The organism is Halorubrum sp. Atlit-26R (genome assembly GCF_003666015.1).
Taxonomy (GTDB): Archaea; Halobacteriota; Halobacteria; order Halobacteriales; family Haloferacaceae; genus Halorubrum.
In genome coordinates, this window is sequence record NZ_QPLT01000001.1 from 494,319 (window position 1) to 511,950 (window position 17,632).

At 70.0% G+C, this 17,632-nt stretch carries 17 protein-coding genes and 1 pseudogene; 6 read left to right on the plus strand and 12 right to left on the minus strand.

Annotated elements, in window-relative coordinates; genetic code table 11:
- Nucleotides 1-39: 39 nt before the first annotated feature.
- From DVK07_RS02370 to DVK07_RS02405, 8 genes are all read right to left on the minus strand, one after another.
- Nucleotides 40-1,443: an FAD-dependent oxidoreductase gene (locus tag DVK07_RS02370; RefSeq protein WP_121595542.1), complete on the minus strand. Its 1,404-nt coding sequence runs from the start codon at nucleotides 1,441-1,443 to the stop codon at nucleotides 40-42.
- A gap of 152 nt (nucleotides 1,444-1,595) precedes the next feature.
- Nucleotides 1,596-2,270 carry an HD family hydrolase gene (locus DVK07_RS02375; protein WP_121595543.1) on the minus strand — a complete coding sequence of 225 codons (675 nt, stop codon included), beginning with the start codon at nucleotides 2,268-2,270 and terminating at the stop codon, nucleotides 1,596-1,598.
- A gap of 12 nt (nucleotides 2,271-2,282) precedes the next feature.
- Nucleotides 2,283-2,978 carry a phosphoribosyltransferase gene (locus tag DVK07_RS02380; RefSeq protein WP_121595544.1) on the minus strand — a complete coding sequence of 232 codons (696 nt, stop codon included), beginning with the start codon at nucleotides 2,976-2,978 and terminating at the stop codon, nucleotides 2,283-2,285.
- 100 nt (nucleotides 2,979-3,078) lie between these two features.
- Entirely contained in the window at nucleotides 3,079-3,687 is a 609-nt protein-coding gene (locus DVK07_RS02385; RefSeq protein WP_121595545.1) for a hypothetical protein, read from the minus strand.
- The gene (locus DVK07_RS02390) at nucleotides 3,627-5,138 is read right to left on the minus strand and encodes a DUF58 domain-containing protein (RefSeq protein ID WP_121595546.1); all 1,512 of its coding nucleotides are present in this window, start codon (nucleotides 5,136-5,138) and stop codon (nucleotides 3,627-3,629) included. Before DVK07_RS02390 ends, DVK07_RS02385 begins: the two co-directional genes overlap by 61 nt.
- On the minus strand, nucleotides 5,135-5,686 hold the full coding sequence (locus DVK07_RS02395; protein WP_121595547.1) for a hypothetical protein: 552 nt from the start codon (nucleotides 5,684-5,686) through the stop codon (nucleotides 5,135-5,137). Before DVK07_RS02395 ends, DVK07_RS02390 begins: the two co-directional genes overlap by 4 nt.
- 67 nt (nucleotides 5,687-5,753) lie before the next feature.
- A complete protein-coding gene (locus DVK07_RS02400) occupies nucleotides 5,754-6,698 on the minus strand; it encodes a DUF4129 domain-containing protein (RefSeq protein ID WP_121595548.1) in 945 nt (314 codons plus the stop codon).
- Between the two features lie 74 nt (nucleotides 6,699-6,772).
- Entirely contained in the window at nucleotides 6,773-7,822 is a 1,050-nt protein-coding gene (locus DVK07_RS02405) for an MBL fold metallo-hydrolase (protein WP_121595549.1), read from the minus strand.
- A 169-nt stretch (nucleotides 7,823-7,991) separates the two neighbouring features.
- On the opposite strand from DVK07_RS02405, the gene DVK07_RS02410 reads away from it, so the two are divergent.
- From DVK07_RS02410 to DVK07_RS02425, 4 genes are all read left to right on the plus strand, one after another.
- Complete coding sequence (locus DVK07_RS02410; protein ID WP_121595550.1) at nucleotides 7,992-8,369, plus strand: hypothetical protein; 378 nt, start codon at nucleotides 7,992-7,994, stop codon at nucleotides 8,367-8,369.
- A gap of 251 nt (nucleotides 8,370-8,620) precedes the next feature.
- A complete protein-coding gene (locus DVK07_RS02415) occupies nucleotides 8,621-9,265 on the plus strand; it encodes a hypothetical protein (protein ID WP_121595551.1) in 645 nt (214 codons plus the stop codon).
- A gap of 632 nt (nucleotides 9,266-9,897) precedes the next feature.
- Complete coding sequence (gene purL / locus DVK07_RS02420; RefSeq protein WP_121595552.1) at nucleotides 9,898-12,156, plus strand: phosphoribosylformylglycinamidine synthase subunit PurL; 2,259 nt, start codon at nucleotides 9,898-9,900, stop codon at nucleotides 12,154-12,156.
- Between the two features lie 139 nt (nucleotides 12,157-12,295).
- Nucleotides 12,296-13,483: an ABC transporter ATP-binding protein gene (locus DVK07_RS02425; RefSeq protein WP_121595553.1), complete on the plus strand. Its 1,188-nt coding sequence runs from the start codon at nucleotides 12,296-12,298 to the stop codon at nucleotides 13,481-13,483.
- A gap of 696 nt (nucleotides 13,484-14,179) precedes the next feature.
- Here DVK07_RS02425 and DVK07_RS23210 read toward each other — a convergent pair.
- Nucleotides 14,180-14,329, minus strand: coding sequence for a hypothetical protein (locus DVK07_RS23210; protein WP_004595158.1), 150 nt, complete (start codon nucleotides 14,327-14,329; stop codon nucleotides 14,180-14,182).
- Between the two features lie 211 nt (nucleotides 14,330-14,540).
- On the opposite strand from DVK07_RS23210, the gene DVK07_RS02435 reads away from it, so the two are divergent.
- Together DVK07_RS02435 and DVK07_RS02440 are read left to right on the plus strand one after the other, a co-directional pair.
- Complete coding sequence (locus tag DVK07_RS02435) at nucleotides 14,541-16,253, plus strand: L-lactate permease (protein WP_121595555.1); 1,713 nt, start codon at nucleotides 14,541-14,543, stop codon at nucleotides 16,251-16,253.
- Nucleotides 16,254-16,337: 84 nt separating this feature from the next.
- Complete coding sequence (locus DVK07_RS02440; protein ID WP_121595556.1) at nucleotides 16,338-16,613, plus strand: hypothetical protein; 276 nt, start codon at nucleotides 16,338-16,340, stop codon at nucleotides 16,611-16,613.
- A gap of 10 nt (nucleotides 16,614-16,623) precedes the next feature.
- Here DVK07_RS02440 and DVK07_RS02445 read toward each other — a convergent pair whose 3' ends face one another.
- The 3 genes and pseudogenes from DVK07_RS02445 to DVK07_RS02455 form a co-directional block, all read right to left on the minus strand.
- Nucleotides 16,624-17,142: a DUF3368 domain-containing protein gene (locus tag DVK07_RS02445; RefSeq protein WP_121595557.1), complete on the minus strand. Its 519-nt coding sequence runs from the start codon at nucleotides 17,140-17,142 to the stop codon at nucleotides 16,624-16,626.
- Nucleotides 17,139-17,429, minus strand: coding sequence for a UPF0175 family protein (locus DVK07_RS02450; RefSeq protein ID WP_121595558.1), 291 nt, complete (start codon nucleotides 17,427-17,429; stop codon nucleotides 17,139-17,141). The genes DVK07_RS02445 and DVK07_RS02450 overlap by 4 nt, the downstream gene beginning before the upstream one ends.
- A gap of 88 nt (nucleotides 17,430-17,517) precedes the next feature.
- Nucleotides 17,518-17,632 (minus strand): annotated as a pseudogene (locus tag DVK07_RS02455) (IS6 family transposase); the annotation flags it as partial.

Below are 17,632 nucleotides of genomic sequence, written 5' to 3' on the forward strand. Positions count from 1 at the left end.
AGCCGAATCGGTAGAAGAGCGGATCGGGTGTCGGCCGGATCAGTCGTCGGCCTCGGCGGGCACGGGGTCGTCGGCTTCGGCGTCGGCCGACTCGGCCTCGGCCGCTTCGTCGGCCCGCGGGAAGTTCTCGATGGTCGCGTCGCGGAAGGCGGCCTCGTCGAACTCGTAGTCGTCCTCGAAGAAGTCGAGGACGGTCCCGACGTCCGTCATCGCGTTCTTCAGCGCGGTCGAGGCGCCCGGCGAGGGCGTGATGTTGAACAGGATACCGTCCTCGACGATCTTCGCCTCGCCCATGTCCAGCTCCTTGTTCTCGGTGTCGACGATCTGGGGGCGAACGCCGCCGTACCCCTTCGCGCGGTCGATGTCGTCGACGTCGACGCTCGGCACGACCTTCTGGACGTTCGGCAGGAACGCGCGCTTCCCGACCGCGGGGAGGTCGTACACGAGGTTGCGCACGACGTACGGGAAGAGGATCTTGTCCGAGAGGATGTTGACGTAGCTCAGCACGGAGTCCGGGTTGAAGCCGAACACGTCGGCGAAGTCGCTCACCGTCGAGAGGTGGCCGCGCTCCAGCGCGGGCACGAGCTTCGCCGTCGGGCCGAACCGGGTGATCCCGTCGTCGTGGACGTCGGCGTCGCCGTGGACCGCCGCGAACGGGAGCTTCTTCATCTGGAGCGTGTACACCTTCCCGTTCAGCAGGTCGTCGGCGAGGAAGAAGCTCCCCGCGACCGGCAGCAGCGACATCCCCTCGCCGTACCCCATCTCCTTGGCGAACTGGAGGCTGTGAGAGCCCGCCGCGACGACGACAGCCTCCGCGTCGAACGCGCCGTCGTCGGTGTCGATCGTGAACCCGTCGCGCCGGTCGTCGACGTTCGTCACGGTCGTCCCGAGGTGGACGGAGACGCCCTCCTCCTCGCGGGCGGCGTCGACGAACGACTCCGCGACCGCGCCGTAGTCGACCACGTAGCCGTCCGGCGTCTGGAGCGCCTTCAGCTCCGTGCCGGGGTCGCGCCCCTCGACGACCTTCGGCTCCAGCTCCGCGATCTCCTCGCGGCCGATCTCGCGCAGCTTCGGGAACAGGTCGCCGAACCCCTCGTCGCGGTAGCGCTCCTCCAGCTTGGCGACCTCCTCGTCGCCGACCCCGAGGACCATCTTGCTCCGCTTGCTGTGCATCTCTCGGTCGGGGTCCTCCCCTTCGAGGTAGCCCGCGAGCAGCTCTGCGCCCTCCTTGACCTCCTCGGCCTTTTCGAGGGTGTAGTTCGTCTCGATGTCCCCGAAGTGGAGCGTCTGGGAGTTGTTCGTCCGGTGGGAGTTGATCGCCGCGATCTCCCGTTCCTTCTCGATCAGCGTGACGTCGTCGACGTCGGTGAACTTCGCGACCGTGTACAGAAGCGACGCCCCGCTTATCCCCCCGCCGACGATTACGAGATCGGTGTCAGACATGCGTGGTGAAAGCTCACCCGGTGAGACGACCTCCCCCGTTAACCCTCTTACCATCCTCGCGCGAAATCGAGGGGTAGAGAGCCTACGAACGTCGATTATGGTTACGACGATCGTCGAATCCTCGTCGACGCAGCGGTTCGGGTGGTTCCGGTCTACTCGTCCCGCGCGGCCCGGTACCGCCCGCGGACTGCCGCGAACAGCGCGCGTCCGGTCTCGGTCCGGAGCCGGGGCTCGGTCGTCGCGAAGAACTCGTCGAGGTCGTCGTACTCGCGGAACGCGTCGGGCTCGCCCCGCTCCGGGTCGTACCGGTCGTCCCGCTCGTACATCACGGCCTGGAGACAGGTGTCGAGCAGGTCGCACTCCTTGACGAGGACCGCCTCCGGCGAGTCGCGGGCCTCGTACGCCTCCCACGCGTCCCGGACGCGCTCCGGGAGCGGGCCGGCGAGGTCCGCCATCGCCTCGCGCTCGGCGGCGACCTTCGCCTCGCGGTCGACCGCGTCGGCGGTCGAGTCGGCACGGGTCGCCACGTCCCCCGTCTCGGCCTCCGCCGCGTCGTGGACGACGGCGAGCCGGAGCGCGCGGTCGAGGTCGACCCCCGAGAGCTCCTCGCGGAACCGCTCGCCGAGCGCCAATACGAGGTACGCGACCCCCCACGAGTGGGCGGCGACGGATTCGGGGTCGTCGACCCCGCGGAGCTGCCAGCCGGTGCGCCGCTCGTCTTTGAGATCGTAAGCGGCGAGGACGGCGTCGAGCGCCGCGTCACGGTCGGCGTCGTCGTCCGCGTCGCGGTCGTCGTCACCGGCGTCGTCGTCCGATTCTCCGGCCATCGCTCCGGTCCGCTACTCGGCGAGCGCCCAGGTCTCCTCCCCGACGGGCTCCGCGACGTCCCGGCGGACCATCTCGTCGATGACCTCGTCGAGGCGGTCGGGCTGGGCTACCTCCATCTCGATCCGGCCGATGCCGTGGAACTCCTCCAAGTAGTGGCGCAGGTCCTCCCGCGAGAACGCCGACTCGTCGGCGCGCTCCATCGCGCCCTCCGTGAGGTCGATCATGTCTTCGAGGAAGTTCCACGGGTAGACGACCCACGTCCACTGTTCGAGCCGCTCGCCCACGAAGTCGGGCTGGAACTCGGAGGTACCGAGCAGCTGGAGCGTCGCGGTGCGGATCTCGGCGGCGTCCCGGTCGTCGACGTACTCCTCGGCGCGGCGGATCGAGCCCCCGGTGTCGGCGATGTCGTCGATGATGAGGACGTTCTTCCCCTCCACGCTCCCCTCCGGCATCGGGTAGCGGATCTGGGGCTCGTCGCTCTTCTCCGCGGCGCCGACGTAGTGTTCCATCTTGAGGCTGGTGAGGTCGTTGAGCCCGAGGAAGTCGCAGACGCACCGGCCCGCGAACCAGCCGCCGCGGGCCAAGGCCACGACCATGTCCGGCTCGAAGTCGGCCCGCTTCACCGCGTCGGAGACGTTGCGGCAGAGCCCGTAGATGTACTCCCAGTTGGTGAGCGTGCAGTCGAAGTCGTCCGGGAGGTCGCTCATTACGGGCGTACCTGCCACCCGCGCGCTGATAAGGGTTTAGCTCCGGCGTCGCGCGGCGCTCGTCTCGTCTCCCGGCGGCGCTTTCCCTCTCGACGCGCCCTCACCGCAGCGCCGAGATCAGCGCGATGCCGCCGGCCAGGAGCAGCGCGAGCGCGGCCACGGGCTGGCCGCCGCCGACGGCGAGGGAGACGCCGTAGACGAGGCCCGCCGCGAGCGCGCCGACGAGCAGGCTCGCCCCCGCGTGGACCGCGACGTTGCGCCGGACCCGCGCGCCCCGGCCGACCTGCTCGCCGAGGCCGACGCCGTGGTCGGCGACGTCCCACGCGACGGCGAGCCCGATGGCGGCGACGAGCAGCGGTTCTGCGGGCGCGCCGCGGTACCCCGCGAGCGCGAGGCCGACCACGCCGACCGCCGCCCCCCACGTCAGGACCCGCGTCGAACTCCGGAGCGATCCGGCGAGGAACCCGAGCGCGGCGACCCCGAGCAGCGCGCCGCCCGTCGGACTCGCGACCAGCGCGGCGGTCGCCGCGACGCCCGCGGCCGCGAGGCTCGCGACTATCGCGACCGTCGGCGGCCGCGCGTCGGTCTCGTGGAAGTCGACGAACGCGTCGTCGCCGTCGCTCGCTCTGCTCTCCGCATCTTCCCCGCTCATCGCGACCACCGCCTCGTCGCGGCCGCGACGGCGACCGGGAAGGAGTCGTCTCCCCACTCCAGCGCGCGGATCCCCGCCGACCGCAGCGTCCGCAGCCGCTGGCGTCGCTCGAAGGTCGTCAGCCGCCGGCCGGCCGTCTCGGTCGTCGTCGGATCCGGCGAGAGCACCGTCACGAGGTGTCCGTGCGCGTCGATCCGGCGGGCGAGCGTCGCCGCGGTGTCGTCGACGAGCGGGGTGAAGAACAGCACCTGCGCGTCGGCCGGGAGCCGCCGGCGGAACCGCCGGAGCCACAGCGACCGGTAGAACCGCTCGCCGCTCGGGGTCGGCGCGAGCGCCGGGTCGGTCGCCAGCGTCTCGCGCCCCCGGGCGGCGTGGACGGTCCCGCTGCCGGGCGGGAGCCAGCAGTCCAGCGGCGACAGCGCCGCGACCCCGACGCGGTCGCCGCCGTCGAGGAGCGCGGAGAACGCCTGCCCGGCGGCCGCGACGCTCGCCTCCACCGCCGTCTCCGCGTCGGGGTCGGCCGCGACGTACGCGGACTCGCGGGCGTCGACGAGCAGCACGACGGTGGCGGCGCGCTCCTCGCGCAGCTCGACGGTCGACAGCTCGCCCGTCCGGGCCCGCCGGTTCCAGTCGATCCGCTTCAGCGGGTCGCCGCGGCGGTACTCCCGGGTCGCGTGGAACTCGACCCCGCTCCCGCCCACGTCGGTCGGCACCCGCCCGTGGTGGACGGTCGTCAGCCCGCGCAGGGGAAGGTCACCGCCGGCGGACAGCTCGGGCGTACAGGCGATCGCGGTCGGCGCGTCGAGCGTCGTCTCGCGCTCGCGCGCCCCGGCCGCGTCGCGCGTGATCGCCGTCAGCGGCTCCCACTCGTGGTCGCCCCGCGCCGCGCGGACGGTGTACTCGAACGTCACCGCCGTCCCGGGCCGCAGCGCCGTCGCGACCCGCGCCGGGCCGTCGACGACCGCCAGCCCGGGCGGGACGCCGTCGACGAGGCGGAGGTCCGGGAGCGCCGTCTCCCCGACGTTCTCCGCGCGGACGGTCACGCGCACCTCGTCGCCGGGGGCCGGCGCCTCGTCGCTCACGGACCGCGTCACCGAGAGCGTCGGCGTCGGCGCGTCGCCCGCCCGCGCGTACACGGCGTAGCCGACGCCGACCGCGCCCGAGAGCACCAGCGACGGCTGCCGGACGAGCACCCCGAGGCCGACCAGCGCCAGTGCCGCGCCGGCGATCCCCAGCCAGCGGTCGGTCGCGACCTCGCGCCGGCGCTCGCGATCGGTCGGGGTCTCGGAAGCCCGTTCGGCCGCCTCGCCGGCCCCTTCGTCCGCCTCGCCGGCCCCTTCTGTCGCGTCGCTCGTCCCCTCGACCGCGTCGCCTGCGCCTTCTGCCGCGTCGGCGTCGTCCGCGTTCGGTTCGGCTCCGTCGTCCTGCTCCGGCTCGCCCGCCTCGGCCTCATCGAGCGTCGACGCGTCCGACTCGGACGCGACCGCCGCGTTCCCGGGATCGCTCACGACGATCCCCCCTCGATCCGCTCGATCGCGTCGATCGCGGCCCGGAGGCCGTACCAGTAGTTCGAGCGCCCCCGGATCCCGGCCGACAGGCGAAGGCGGAGCGGGTACGCGCTCTGCGTGTCGAAGAAGGCGGCCGCAGCCGGAGCCTCCGTCCACGTCCCGTCGTCGACGGCCGCCGCCGCGGCCTCCCGCGAGCAGTTGCGGTCGCGGGCGACGGCGTCGACCGCGACCTCCCGAACCCGATCGCGGAGGTCCCTGCGGTCGCGGTAGCCGCCCGGTGACGGACTGGCGACCCGCGCGATCTGCTCGTCGAGGTCGGACCCGGGCACCGCGGCCGGCGCGCGCCGCTCCGGCTCGCCGGGGTCGGTCAGCAGTCGCCGCCGGTCGCGGCGCGCGTTCGCGTACCGGACCCCCTGAACCACGCCGAGGACGCCGATCAGCGTGACGACGGCCGAGGTCGGGGAGATTGCGGCCGCGATGCCGCGGTCGAGCGCCGCGAGGAGGCCGACGGCGACCGCCAACACCCCGACGACCGCGAGCGGGCGCACTACGGGTCACCTCCGTCGGGCTCGGCGCGGCGCTCGACCGCGGCCGCGACGCCGGTCGGTTTTCGGGTCACGAGTCGCCCCCGTGCCGCTCCTCGATCCGGCGCAGCGCCTCGACGGCGCGGCGCTCGCGGTCGTCGGTCGCGTCCTCGCCGCCGTACCGCACGCGTTCGAACACCTCGGTGAGCGCGGTCACGGGCTCCTCGTCGACACCCGCCTCGACCGCGGCGGTTGCGAACTCCGCCGGCGTCGAGGAGGCCGGCCGGTCGACGTCGAGCACGTCCGTCATGTCCCGCCACGCCCGGTACACCTCGTTGTCCGCGTCCGACGACTCGATCCGGTCGGCGGCCTCGCCGGCGGTCCGGCCGATCGCGTCGAGCGACGGCGGCTCCTCGTCCGCCTCGTCGGGCCGACCGCCCGCGTCCCCGTCCGCCTCGTCGTCGCCGCCGGCGAGGAGGAGCGCGGCGACGCTCGCGATCACCGCCATGACGACGACGACTGCGAACAGGATCTGCGGCGCCGACGCCGCGCCCTCCCCGCTGCCGAACCCGCCGCCGGCCGCGCCGCCCGGCAGTATCCCCGTCTCGTTGCCGCCCGTGCCGAGCGAGATGGAGATGCTCTGCGCCACCGAGCGGCACGTCGACAGCACCCAGAAGAGGACCGCGATCGGGGCGCCCATCACGCCGGCGACGGCGACGCTCGCGAACGCCGACGCCGTGTCGCGATAGGTGATCCCCGCCATCAGCGCCAGTCCGACGAGCAGCGCCAACACGGCCGGCGGCTCCCGCAGGGACGGGAAACAGAGCCCCGACGCGGAGAACTCGCCGGCCTCGCCCGTCGGGGAGAGCACGCCGGGGTCTCCGGTGTCCGATCCGACGCTCGGGGCGTCGCCGCCGCCCCCGCCGAACCCGCCGCTGCCCGTGTCGACGGCGGTGTTCAGCGTCGCGGCCGCGACGCCGAGCGCGACGAGGGCGAGGAGGGCGACCGCGACGGCGACCATGGCGTCCCGCTTCACGTCCCCGAATACGCCGGGGGCCGGGAATAGCTTTCGCCGGCCGAGACGAGAGGAGGGATTACCGGACCGCTCCCCTACGCGTCGTCGCTCCCGTCGACGAGGTCGTCGAGCGGCGTCGTCGGGAACAGCGCGTCGACGTCGGGGGCGGGGTCGACGAGGCGGTACGCGGTCCCGTCGGGCTCGACGACGCCGGCGTCCGCGAGGTGGTCGAGGTGCGAGAACGCCTCGCCGGGGCCGTGGAGGACGTGGATCTCCTCCAGCGAGCCGAATAGTGCGGCCGACACCTCCCACGCGGTCGCGGGCCCGGACTCATCGAGGACCTCGATCACCCGGCGGGTCCGGTGCCGGTGGTGGTCGAGGATCGTCGCCGCGCGCCGGCTCGGCTCGTCGATCCGCTGGCGGTGGCCGGGGTGGGCCGCGTCGAAGTCGCGGTCGACGATCCGCGCGAGGCTCTCGGCGTAGGCGGCGAGCGCGCCCTCGACGCGCACGTCCGCGCCGCCGACGTTCGGGGTGTACTTCGGGAGCAGCGCGTCGCCGGTGAAGATTTCCTCCGTCGCGTCCGCGCCGGCGACGGGGTCGTGGTCCGGCACCGTCCGCGGGTCGAACGCGAATCCGGAGAGACCGGCGGTGTGGCCCGGCAAGTGGAGGGCCTCGAGCTCGACGCCGCCGGCCTCGATCGCGTCGCCGTCTTCGAACGTCGTCACGTCCGCGGGCTCGCCGGAGAGGTCCGCGCTGACCGCGTCGAAGAAGTCGGTCAGGCGCTCGCGGTCGGCGTCGGGCATCCCCCAGCGCTCGAACGTCTCGCGCTGGAGGTCGCGGTCGGCGAACAGCGGCGTCTCTGACCCGTCGACGAGGGCAGCGTCGGCCTCGTGGACGTACACGTCGGCGCCGCCTTCGGCCTGAATCTCGCCGGCGAGCCCCGCGTGGTCCGGGTGCCAGTGGGTGAGCACGACCGCGTCGATGTCCCCGAACGAGCGGCCGTACTCGGCGAGGCCGTCGACCAACTCCCCGCGCACGTCCGGGAGCGCGACGCCGGTGTCGACGAGCGCGGTCGTCTCCCCGTCGAGCAGGTACACGTCGTTTGCGCCCTCGAAGACGGTGTTGCCGAGTTGGATCCGTTTCACACGACTACGTCGTCGGGAGCCCTTTTTACGGTTGCCACCGCGGCGAGCCGGACGGGTGGACGCGCTCTCGGGCGACCGGTCCCCTCTCGGTCGGACGTCGGGACCGCTGCCGGCGCCTCCGATTTCCGCCGTCGGGAGGGCTTTTACTCGCGCGTCCCTCACCGCCGGTATGGAGTACCAACCGGGCGTGTGTAACATCGGACCGACCCAACAGCGACGGCGGCTGCTGCTCGGCGTCGGGTCGCTCGCGGCCGCGGTGGCGTTCGTCGTCGCGGTCGTCGCGCTCGCGTGGCCGCGGTGGGCGCTGATCGCGTCGGTGGTCCCGCTGTACGGTGCCGCGATGGGGGCGTTACAGTACCGCGAGCGCTTCTGTATCGGCTTCGCCGGGATGGGCGTCTTCGACGTGGGCGACGGAGCGAACGAGATCCAAAACGAGGCGGCGCTCGCGGCCGACCGCAAGAAGGCGGTCCGCCTCAACGCGAAGGCGATGGCGCTCGGCGTCGCGGGGACGGTCGTCGTGTTCGTCGCAGTGACCTATCTCTTATAAACCGATACATGACCGCTGGTCGTTCGTTTATAAGTAACTGTTAGTGGATCGGCGGTGAACACCGCCAAATCCCAAGCCGTTCGTTTGGCTCTGTTGAAATCCTCTTGTTCAGACACATTATCGGCTGAAACAGCCGGTCGACGAAGAGTGCGTATTGAGCGCGCCGTACTTTCTGGGCTCTTTGATACGCAGGCGTTCATCTCTAGGTGCTATCAACAGATATTCTATCCCAGAGATATTCACTCAAAATAATGAAGCGTCGCACGCTCCTTGGACTGGCCGCCAGCGCCGGGGGCGTCGGCGTCCTTGGGGCTACAGCCGCGATCAGCAACAAACCCCCCACTCCACCAGCCACGCACGCCGAGGAGCCAGTTCCTTCGACAGGTCAACGGGACGACCCCATCGTGGCCACCGACACGACGACAGCGGGACGCGAGATGTATGGTACCGTTCAACAGTCCGCATCGGTCCTCGACCTCGAATTGACTAACCGCTACGCTCTCGTTACCAAGTATCGACTCATCCCAGGAGCAAATGAGACGGGAACCGAGTGGAAGACTGCCTCGCTAACGGTCGAACACGGCTGGAACTCAGGCTCGCTCGTCTCTCACTCTGGAGACGTTGTTCCAGCTGACGATGGCAACGCTGACTCAAACGTTTACTTGGGTACTGACCGGTCAACGAGGCGGTACCGGTGGAATCTAACGTTTGATACCGCGACCGGGAACTCCCACATCTTTCGCTTCGCCACCGTCGTAGACCGTGAAGAGCCACCCGAGACAGACGATACTCTCGTTGATGCGATGTTCGGGGCAGGCTTCACGAAGGGATTCCTCAGGGGCTCAGAACGGTACCGTGCGACGGTAAGGCTCGTAATGCAGGGAACGAACGACTAGACCTAGAGGACGCTCACACAATTGTATTAACCGATAGGTATCTTATCTGTACTGAGCGATTCATGAGTCCCCTGTATTGACCGGAGCCGGAATAAAACATATCAATTTCTGAGGATTTCGACAGAGCCGCTCGTTTATAAATGACTGCTAGCGGATCGGTGGCGAACATCGTCAACTCCCCAGCCGTTCGTTTACAAATAACTGTAGCTGATCGGCGGTGAACACCGCCAAATCCCAAGCCGTTCGTTTATAAATGACCGCTAGCGGATCGGTGGCGAACACCGCCAAAGCCCCAGCCGCGACGACTCGCGCGCCTTGCTGTGCGCCTCACTCGGTCGCTCACTGCGTTCGCTCCCTCGTTGCGGTGCTTGCTGCGGCGTGCTTCGCCCTCGCGGCTGCCCCTTTGAGTCCCGCCCCGCACAGCACCTCACGCCTCCCCAGCCTCGCGGCTCCCTCGCTTCGCTTCGGTCGCCGCGTCCCTCGCGCGTGCTGGCTCGCGGCCTGGCGGCCGCTCGCAGGCACGCGCCACCGCCGCGAGCCCTCTCACGTCCCGTCGGCGTCGCGGTCGCGTCGATAAACACGAACGTGCGTATAGAAAAGCATTAGAACCGGCTCGGTGACCACGTAAGTGAATGAGTCTGTCCGATGCGGACCGCGAGCTCGTGACCGCGGAGCTCGGTCGGGAGCCGACGGCGGCCGAGGCCGCGTTATTCGAGAACCTCTGGAGCGAGCACTGCGCGTACCGCTCCTCGCGGCCCCTGCTGTCGGCGTTCGACAGCGAGGGCGACCAGGTCGTGGTCGGCCCCGGCGACGACGCCGCGGTCCTCGCGCTGCCCGATCCCGAGGCGGCGGACCGCCCGGCGAGCGAGCGCGACGCCGACGACTACGGCGACACCTACGTCACGTTCGGCGTCGAGAGCCACAACCACCCCTCCTTCGTCGACCCGTTCGACGGCGCGGCGACGGGCGTCGGCGGCATCGTCCGCGACACGATGAGCATGGGCGCGTACCCGATCGGCCTCCTCGACTCGCTGTACTTCGGCGGCTTCGACCGCGAACGCTCCCGCTACCTCTTCGAGGGCGTCGTCGAGGGGATCTCCCACTACGGCAACTGCATCGGCGTCCCCACGGTCGGCGGCAGCGTCGCCTTCCACGGCGGCTACGAGGGGAACCCCCTCGTCAACGTCGCCTGCGTCGGCGTCACGAACGAGGACCGCCTCGTCACGGCCACCGCCAAGGAGCCGGGCAACAAGCTGGTCCTCGTCGGCAACGGCACCGGCCGCGACGGGCTCGGCGGCGCCTCCTTCGCGAGCGAGGACCTCGCGGAGGACGCCGAGACGGAGGACCGCCCCGCGGTCCAGGTTGGCGACCCCTACGCCGAGAAGCGGCTGATCGAGTGTAACGAGGCCCTCGTGGACGAGGACCTCGTGCTGTCCGCCCGCGACCTCGGCGCGGCCGGCCTCGGTGGCGCCTCCTCGGAACTCGTCGCGAAGGGCGGGCTCGGCGCGCGGATCGACCTCAACCGCGTCCACCAGCGCGAGCCGAACATGAACGCGATGGAGATCCTGCTCGCCGAGAGCCAGGAGCGGATGTGCTACGAGGTCGATCCGGACGACGTCGACCGCGTCGCCGCCCTCGCCGAGCGGTTCGACCTCGGCTGCTCCGTCATCGGCGAGGTGACCGACGGGAACTACGTCTGCGAGTTCGCGGGCGGCGCTGAGGAAGGCAGCGAGGAGGACGGCGGCGCCGAATCCGAGGTCGTCGTCGACGCGCCCGCCGAGTTCCTCGCCGACGGCGCGCCGATGAACGACCTCGCGAGCGAGCCGCCGAGCGAGCCCGAGCGGGACCTGCCGGACGAGGAACCCCCGCTCGACGAGTCGGTCGCGGCCGTCCTCTCGGCCCCCTCGACGGCGAGCAAGCGGTGGGTGTATCGGCAGTACGACCACGAGGTCGGGACGCGCACGGCTCTGAAGCCCGGCGACGACGCCGCGCTGCTGGCGATCCGGGAGACCGAGGACGAGGAGGGTTCCGCAGACGGCGTCGGCCTCGCGCTCGCCTCCGGCGCCAACCCGAAGTGGACCGCGGTCGCGCCGTACGAGGGCGCCCGCGCGGTCGCCGTAGAGAACGCGACGAACCTCGCCGCGACGGGCGCGCTCCCGCTCGCCGCGGTCGACTGCCTCAACGGCGGCAACCCGGAGAAGCCGGACGTGTACGGCGCGTTCGAGGGGATCGTCGACGGGCTCGCCGACGCCTGCTCGGCGCTCGATACGCCCGTCGTCGGCGGCAACGTCTCGCTGTACAACGACAGCGTCGAGGGGCCGATCCCGCCGACGCCGACGCTCGCGGTGCTGGGCACGAGGCGGGGGTACTCGGCCCCGCCGGCCGCGCTCGACGGCGACCGCGCGAGCGACTCCGAGCTCCTGCTCGTCGGCGCCGGCGGCGACGCGCTCGGCGGCTCGGAGTACCTCGCGCACGCCGGCGGGAGCGACCGGTTCCCGACGCTGCCCGACGAGTCCGGCGCCGCCGACGACCTCGGCGGCCTCGTCGCGTCGCTCGCGGCGGCCGCCCGCCACGAGTCGACGCTGGCGGCCCACGACGTGAGCGAGGGCGGGCTCGCGGTCGCGCTCGCCGAGTTAGTGACCGACGACGCCGGCGTCGACGCGACCCTCCCCGACCGCGTCGCGGCCTTCGACGAGACGCCCGGACGCCTGCTCGTCCAGACGACCGACCCCGAGGCCGTCGCGGCCGAAGTCGGCGACCTCCCCGTCTTCCGGCTGGGCGAGGTGACGACCGACGGGACGCTCTCGCTCGCGGTCGGCGACGAGTCGGTCGCGCTCTCGGCCGACGCGGTCCGCGACCACCGCGACGTGATCGACCGCGAACTGGCCTGAACGCTCGCGACGCCGCGGTTCGACGAATTCGGCGCCCGATTTCGACGCCGCGAGAGCGAGCGATACGCTTTTAGGTACTCCTAAAGTATGAGGTGGCAACCGCGGGACGCCGGTCCGCCCGGCGCCCGCCCCCCCATCGATGGCATCCACGGAACCAGTCGGCACGACGCGCTCGGTCGAGTCGGACGACGCGACGGCCGAGGGATCGGAGGACTCGGCGGTCGAACACCGGGCGAGCGCCGCTTCCGACGACGGGTCGAGCGCCGGCGCGGACCCCGTCCTGTCGCTGTCGGACGTCACGAAGGCGTTCGGCCCCGAGACCGCCGTCGACGACGTCTCGCTCGACGTCCGCTCCGGCGAACTGCTGACGTTCCTCGGCCCCTCCGGATGCGGCAAGACGACGACGCTCCGCACCATCGCGGGCCTCGAAGAGCCGACGGAGGGAGAGATCGCGCTCGGCGACGAGGTGGTCGCGGGCGACGGGTCGTTCGTCCCGCCGGAGCGGCGCGACGTGGGGATCGTCTTCCAGAACTTCGCGCTGTTCCCCCACCTCACCGTCCGCGAGAACATCGCGTTCGGGCTCGGCGACGCCGACGCGGAGGAAAGCGAGGCCCGCGTCGACGAGCTGCTCGAACTCGTCGAGATGACCGACCACGGCGAGAAGACGCCAGACCAGCTCTCCGGCGGGCAGAAACAGCGCGTCGCGCTCGCCCGCTCGCTGGCGCCCGAGCCCGAGGTGCTCCTCCTCGACGAGCCGTTCTCGAACCTCGACGTGCGCCTCCGCGTGGAGATGCGCGAGGAGGTCCGCCGCATCCTGAAGGAGGCGGGCGTCACCGCAGTCTCCGTCACCCACGACCAGGAGGAGGCGCTCTCCATCTCCGACCGCGTCGCCGTGATGAACGACGGGGAAATCGAGCAGGTCGGCCGCCCCGAGTCCGTCTTCGAGCGCCCCGAGTCGAAGTTCGTCGCCTCCTTCCTCGGCCGGGCGTCGTTCCTCGAAGGCGAGCTCCGCGACGGGAAGGTCGACACCGGTATCGGCCGCTTCGACGCGGTGACGCTGGAGGGGTACGACACCGTCTACGACGGCGCGCCCGTCGACGTGCTCGTCCGGCCCGACGACCTCCGCGCGACGCCCGCGAGCCCCGAGCTCGCCGACGGCGTCGTCACCTCGCGGCAGTACGTCGGCCCCTCCTTCGTCTACCGGGTCGAACTCGACTCGGGCGAGGCCGTCCACTGCCTCCACAACCACGTCGAGGAGTTCGACCTCGACGAGCCCGTCTCCCTGGAGCTCACCGCGGACCACCCGCTGGCCTGGTACCCCCGGTAAGCGCGTCGCGGTTGGGACGTCGGGCACGATTGGCCCGGTTGTCACATATTTTTCAGACATATTACCGTCTGAACCAGCTGTTCGCTGAACGGTGCTTCTTGATCGAGTGCGGGAGTGGGTGTAGTACGTCGTGAGTGAGGTCGTTTATAAGTAGAAACCCAGTTTTGCCGTTGGCTGTTTATAAATGGTTGAGACTGCTGGGACGACGGCCTCCAAAGCCGCAGTCGTTCGGTCGTACGCAAGAGACAACAGATCGACAGCAAACACCGCCAAAGCCCCAGTCGTGAGGCGGGCGCACGCTCGCCGCGCTCCTCGCTCGCGTTGCTCGCTGCGGTGCTCGCGTCGCCTGCGCCCGCCTCACGACTGCCCCTTTGAGTCCCGCCCGGCACAGCGACCGCACCTCACGCCTCCCCAGCCTCGCGGTTCGCGCTCTCCGAGCGCTCACCGCGTCCCTCGCGCGTGCTCCTCGCGGCCGCCTTTGGCGGCCGCTCGCAGGCACGCGCCACCGCACCCCTTTTTTATAAGCACTCGCCGCCGCTCACGGTTATTTAAATACTATATCGCGGACGTCGATCTGCGATACTCACTCCCGTTATCGCTCATCTCTTCCTCTGTACTGAGCTACTGATGAGGAAATCTACCAGCTGCTGGGTGTCTCAATGGCGCCGTCCGATTCAAAAGTCGCCGAGCGGCGGCTCAGAACGTCGCGAGGAACGGAACCGCGTACGCGATCAGCAGGCCGACGAGCGTGACGGCCGCGCCGATACCGACCTCGCGACTGCCGAACTCCTGCATCGGTGCGGTCACGCGCTTGTCCGGGTCGGGCTCGTGCGAGTGGTCGTCCATAATCGCGGATCCGGTCGGGGGACACATAAGCCCACCTGTACCCGGCGGAGGTGACCCTCCTCGCCGCGGCGTTGAAGCGCCGAATTGACTTGTCACTGATCACGCGGCACACCGCGTTCCGGCGTCCCGATCGCCGTGGATAATCTCAGTCAAAAAGAAAATTACATATAGCCAGTTGCGGGACGGAAACGTACGCCCAAAGAAGATACCTATGACAAGTGTCCTCACCCTGGCGTTCGTCGGCGTGGTTCCGATCGCCGTCGCGTTCGTCCTGCTCGCCGGACTCAGGTGGTCCGCCGCCCGCGCGATGGGAGTCGGGTGGCTGCTCGCGGGCGGGATCGGACTCACGTACTGGCGTATGGAGCTCGACTGGCTGATCGCGTCGGCCGTCTACGGCGCGTTCCAGGCGGTCGACATCATCCTCATCGTCTTCGGCGCCATCCTCCTGATGAACTACCTCGAGGGGAGCGGCGCCATCGCCACCATCCGGTGGTACTTCGGGCAGATCGAGGAGGACAGGCGCATCCAGGTGTTGCTCATCGGGCTCGGCTTCATGACCATCATCGAGGGCGCGGCCGGGTTCGGGACGCCGGGCGCGCTCGCCGCGCCGCTCTTCATCGGCCTCGGCTTCCCGCCGCTGGCCGCCGCGGTGTTCGGCCTCTTCTTCAACGCGCCGAACCCGCCGTTCGGCGCGGCCGGGACGCCGGTCATCGGTGGCACCGGCGCCGTCATCGAACCGGCGCTGTCGGGCTCGGTGAGCGTCGCCGAGTTCCTCTCGATGGTTTCCGCGTGGTCCGGCGTCGTCACGGGGGTGACGTACGTGTTCTGGGGTCTGCTCGGCGTCTTCTTCCTGACCTACTGGTTCGGCGACGCCGACGGGGGCCGGAGCCTCGGCGGCGCCGTCCGCGACACGCTCCCGATCGCCCCGTTCGCGCTCCTGCTCGGCGTCGTCACCGGCGGGACGCAGCTGGTGATAGCGTGGTTCGTCGGCCCCGCGCTCCCCGACATCGCGGCCGGGTTCGTCGTCCTCGGCGTCGGGCTCCTGCTCGCGAACAACAACATCCTCGTCCCCGACCGCGAGTGGGACTTCCCGAGCGACTCGCGGTGGAGCGACACCTGGCTCGGGGGGCTCGACCTCGACGAGATCTCCCGCGACCAGCCGAACAAGGAGATGTCGGTGCTGCTGGCGTGGACGCCGTACCTGCTCGTCGCGCTCGCCCTGCTGGTCACCCGGTGGCCCGACCTCACCGTCGCCGGGACCGGGGTGCTGGCGTGGATCCAGAGCTTCACCGTCGGCATCGACTCGATCCTCGGCACGGAGCTCGGGTACACGCTCCAGTACCTCTACCTCCCCGGAACGATGCCGTTCATCCCCATCGCCGTCCTCACGGGGCTCATCCACAAGATGGACCTCGACGAGATGGGCGCCGCGTGGCGGCGCTCGGTCGAGCAGGTCGCGCCCGCCGCGCTCACGCTGATCATCGCGGTGTCGATGACGCAGGTGATGATCCAGTCGCAGACGAACACCGCGGGCCTCCTCGGCATGATGGAGGCGCTCAGCCGGGCGCTCGCGATCGGCGCGGGCGGCCTGCTCCCGATGATCTCGCCGTGGATCGGCGCCATCGGCTCGTTCATGACCGGGAGCAACACCTCCTCGAACATCCTCTTCAGCGTGCTCCAGTACAACGCCGCCGAGACGGTCGAGCTCTCCCGGACGATCGTCGTCAGCCTCCAGAACGTCGGCGGCGGCCTCGGCAACATGGTGTCCGTGCTGAACGTCGCCGCGATCTGCGGCGTCGTCGGAATCACCGGCCGCGAGGGCGACCTGCTCCGCAAGGCGATCGTCCCGATGGCCCTGTTCGCGCTGTTCGCCGGGCTGTTCGGGATGCTCCTGAGCTACGTCCTCGTTCCCGGGCTGTTCTGACCCGGCACGGGTCGTTTTTCGGAGAAACGCTTTCTCGGGACCGACTCGAAACGTGGGGCCAACGACTCGACGTCGAGGCACGCTATGAGCGACTCACGAACGCCTGAGGAGGGCTCGTCCGATGCCGACGATGATCTCGAGCGACCGCCCCGTTACAAGCAGGTAATCCGGTGGGCCGAGTATATTAAAGAGCAGCCGCCGGAGGTGTGGGGCCCGCAGCAGAACGCGGTCGTGAACGGCCAGATCGAGAGCGCGCAGGCGGTCGACGTGAGCGTCGAGGAGAAGCGGGCGATTCGGGAGTTCGCGGACGACGTATTGGAGGCGGAACGCAGTGACGAGGGAGACGCAAGCGGCGAATAGACCGGTCCGATCACTCGAACGACTCCAATTTCCAGAGAATTGCCGCGTACAGGTCCGGCGCGACGTACCAGCCGCGGTCGATCATCGAGTCGATCGCCTCACGACCCGCCTCTGCGGACAACTTCCCGCGCTTCACCGCCGAGAGGACGACGTACGCGGTCCCGCGCGTCTCGACGCCCTCGACCGCGGCCGCCGATCGCCCTGCCGCCTCGTCCATCACCGCGACGCCGTCGCGCGCGTCGGCACACGCGAGCACCGCGACGTCGGCGTCGCTCAGCCCCGCGTGCCGGTCCAGCCGCGTCGCGACCGAGGAGTCGTCGAGGTCGACCTCGACGACGTCGAGGCGCCCGTCCTCGACCGCCCGCTCGATCCGGCGCGCGTCGTCGTAGCCCGCGTCGATCCCCTCGGTCACGACCTCGCGGTACACCCGTTCGGGGACGAGTCGAGGGTCCGAAACCGTCTCGATGACACCCAGCTGTTCCGCTTTCGCGAGGTAGATCAGCGGGGTCGCGTCGAAGATCCAAGTCACAGGTCGTCGAGGTCGGCTTTCAGGTGGTCGCCCGAGACCCAGGAGCGGTCGGACTCCTCGACGAGCCGCGCGAACTCCCAGACCGACAGCTCCGCGAGTTCGGCGGCCTTCGCGAGCGAGATCTCGCCGTCCGCGAACCGGTCGAGCGCGCGTTCCCGGCGCCACTCGTCGAGCCCCTCAGCGAGGAGTTTTCTGACCGCCGTGCTCCGGTCAAGCCGTTCCGATTCGAGGTACGCCTCGAGTTCGGCTTCAAGGTCCTCGGGGACGCGGGTGGAGATGGTGGGCATAGCGTTTGCTATGTGTACGATGTATTCATATGTTTCGGCGGGACTCCCTCCTCCGTTTGTGGACGTATGGATTAGCCGTCGTGTTAACTTAAGCATGATTCCACCAGACGGCGTGGGCTTGTAACCACGTTTCCGCGGTCGGTGGATCGACGTGGCTGAAACAGTTTGAAAACGAAGAGGTTCGTCGTTCTACTTCTCTAAAA

Coding starts and splice junctions, on each gene's coding strand:
- DVK07_RS02370 (WP_121595542.1), bottom strand. CDS start 1,443: ATGTCTGACACCGATCTCGTAATCGTCGGCGGGGGGATAAGCGGGGCG.
- DVK07_RS02375 (WP_121595543.1), bottom strand. CDS start 2,270: ATGGCCGGAGAATCGGACGACGACGCCGGTGACGACGACCGCGACGCG.
- DVK07_RS02380 (WP_121595544.1), bottom strand. CDS start 2,978: ATGAGCGACCTCCCGGACGACTTCGACTGCACGCTCACCAACTGGGAG.
- DVK07_RS02410 (WP_121595550.1), top strand. CDS start 7,992: ATGGAGTACCAACCGGGCGTGTGTAACATCGGACCGACCCAACAGCGA.
- DVK07_RS02415 (WP_121595551.1), top strand. CDS start 8,621: ATGAAGCGTCGCACGCTCCTTGGACTGGCCGCCAGCGCCGGGGGCGTC.
- purL (WP_121595552.1), top strand. CDS start 9,898: ATGAGTCTGTCCGATGCGGACCGCGAGCTCGTGACCGCGGAGCTCGGT.
- DVK07_RS02425 (WP_121595553.1), top strand. CDS start 12,296: ATGGCATCCACGGAACCAGTCGGCACGACGCGCTCGGTCGAGTCGGAC.
- DVK07_RS23210 (WP_004595158.1), bottom strand. CDS start 14,329: ATGGACGACCACTCGCACGAGCCCGACCCGGACAAGCGCGTGACCGCA.
- DVK07_RS02435 (WP_121595555.1), top strand. CDS start 14,541: ATGACAAGTGTCCTCACCCTGGCGTTCGTCGGCGTGGTTCCGATCGCC.
- DVK07_RS02440 (WP_121595556.1), top strand. CDS start 16,338: ATGAGCGACTCACGAACGCCTGAGGAGGGCTCGTCCGATGCCGACGAT.
- DVK07_RS02450 (WP_121595558.1), bottom strand. CDS start 17,429: ATGCCCACCATCTCCACCCGCGTCCCCGAGGACCTTGAAGCCGAACTC.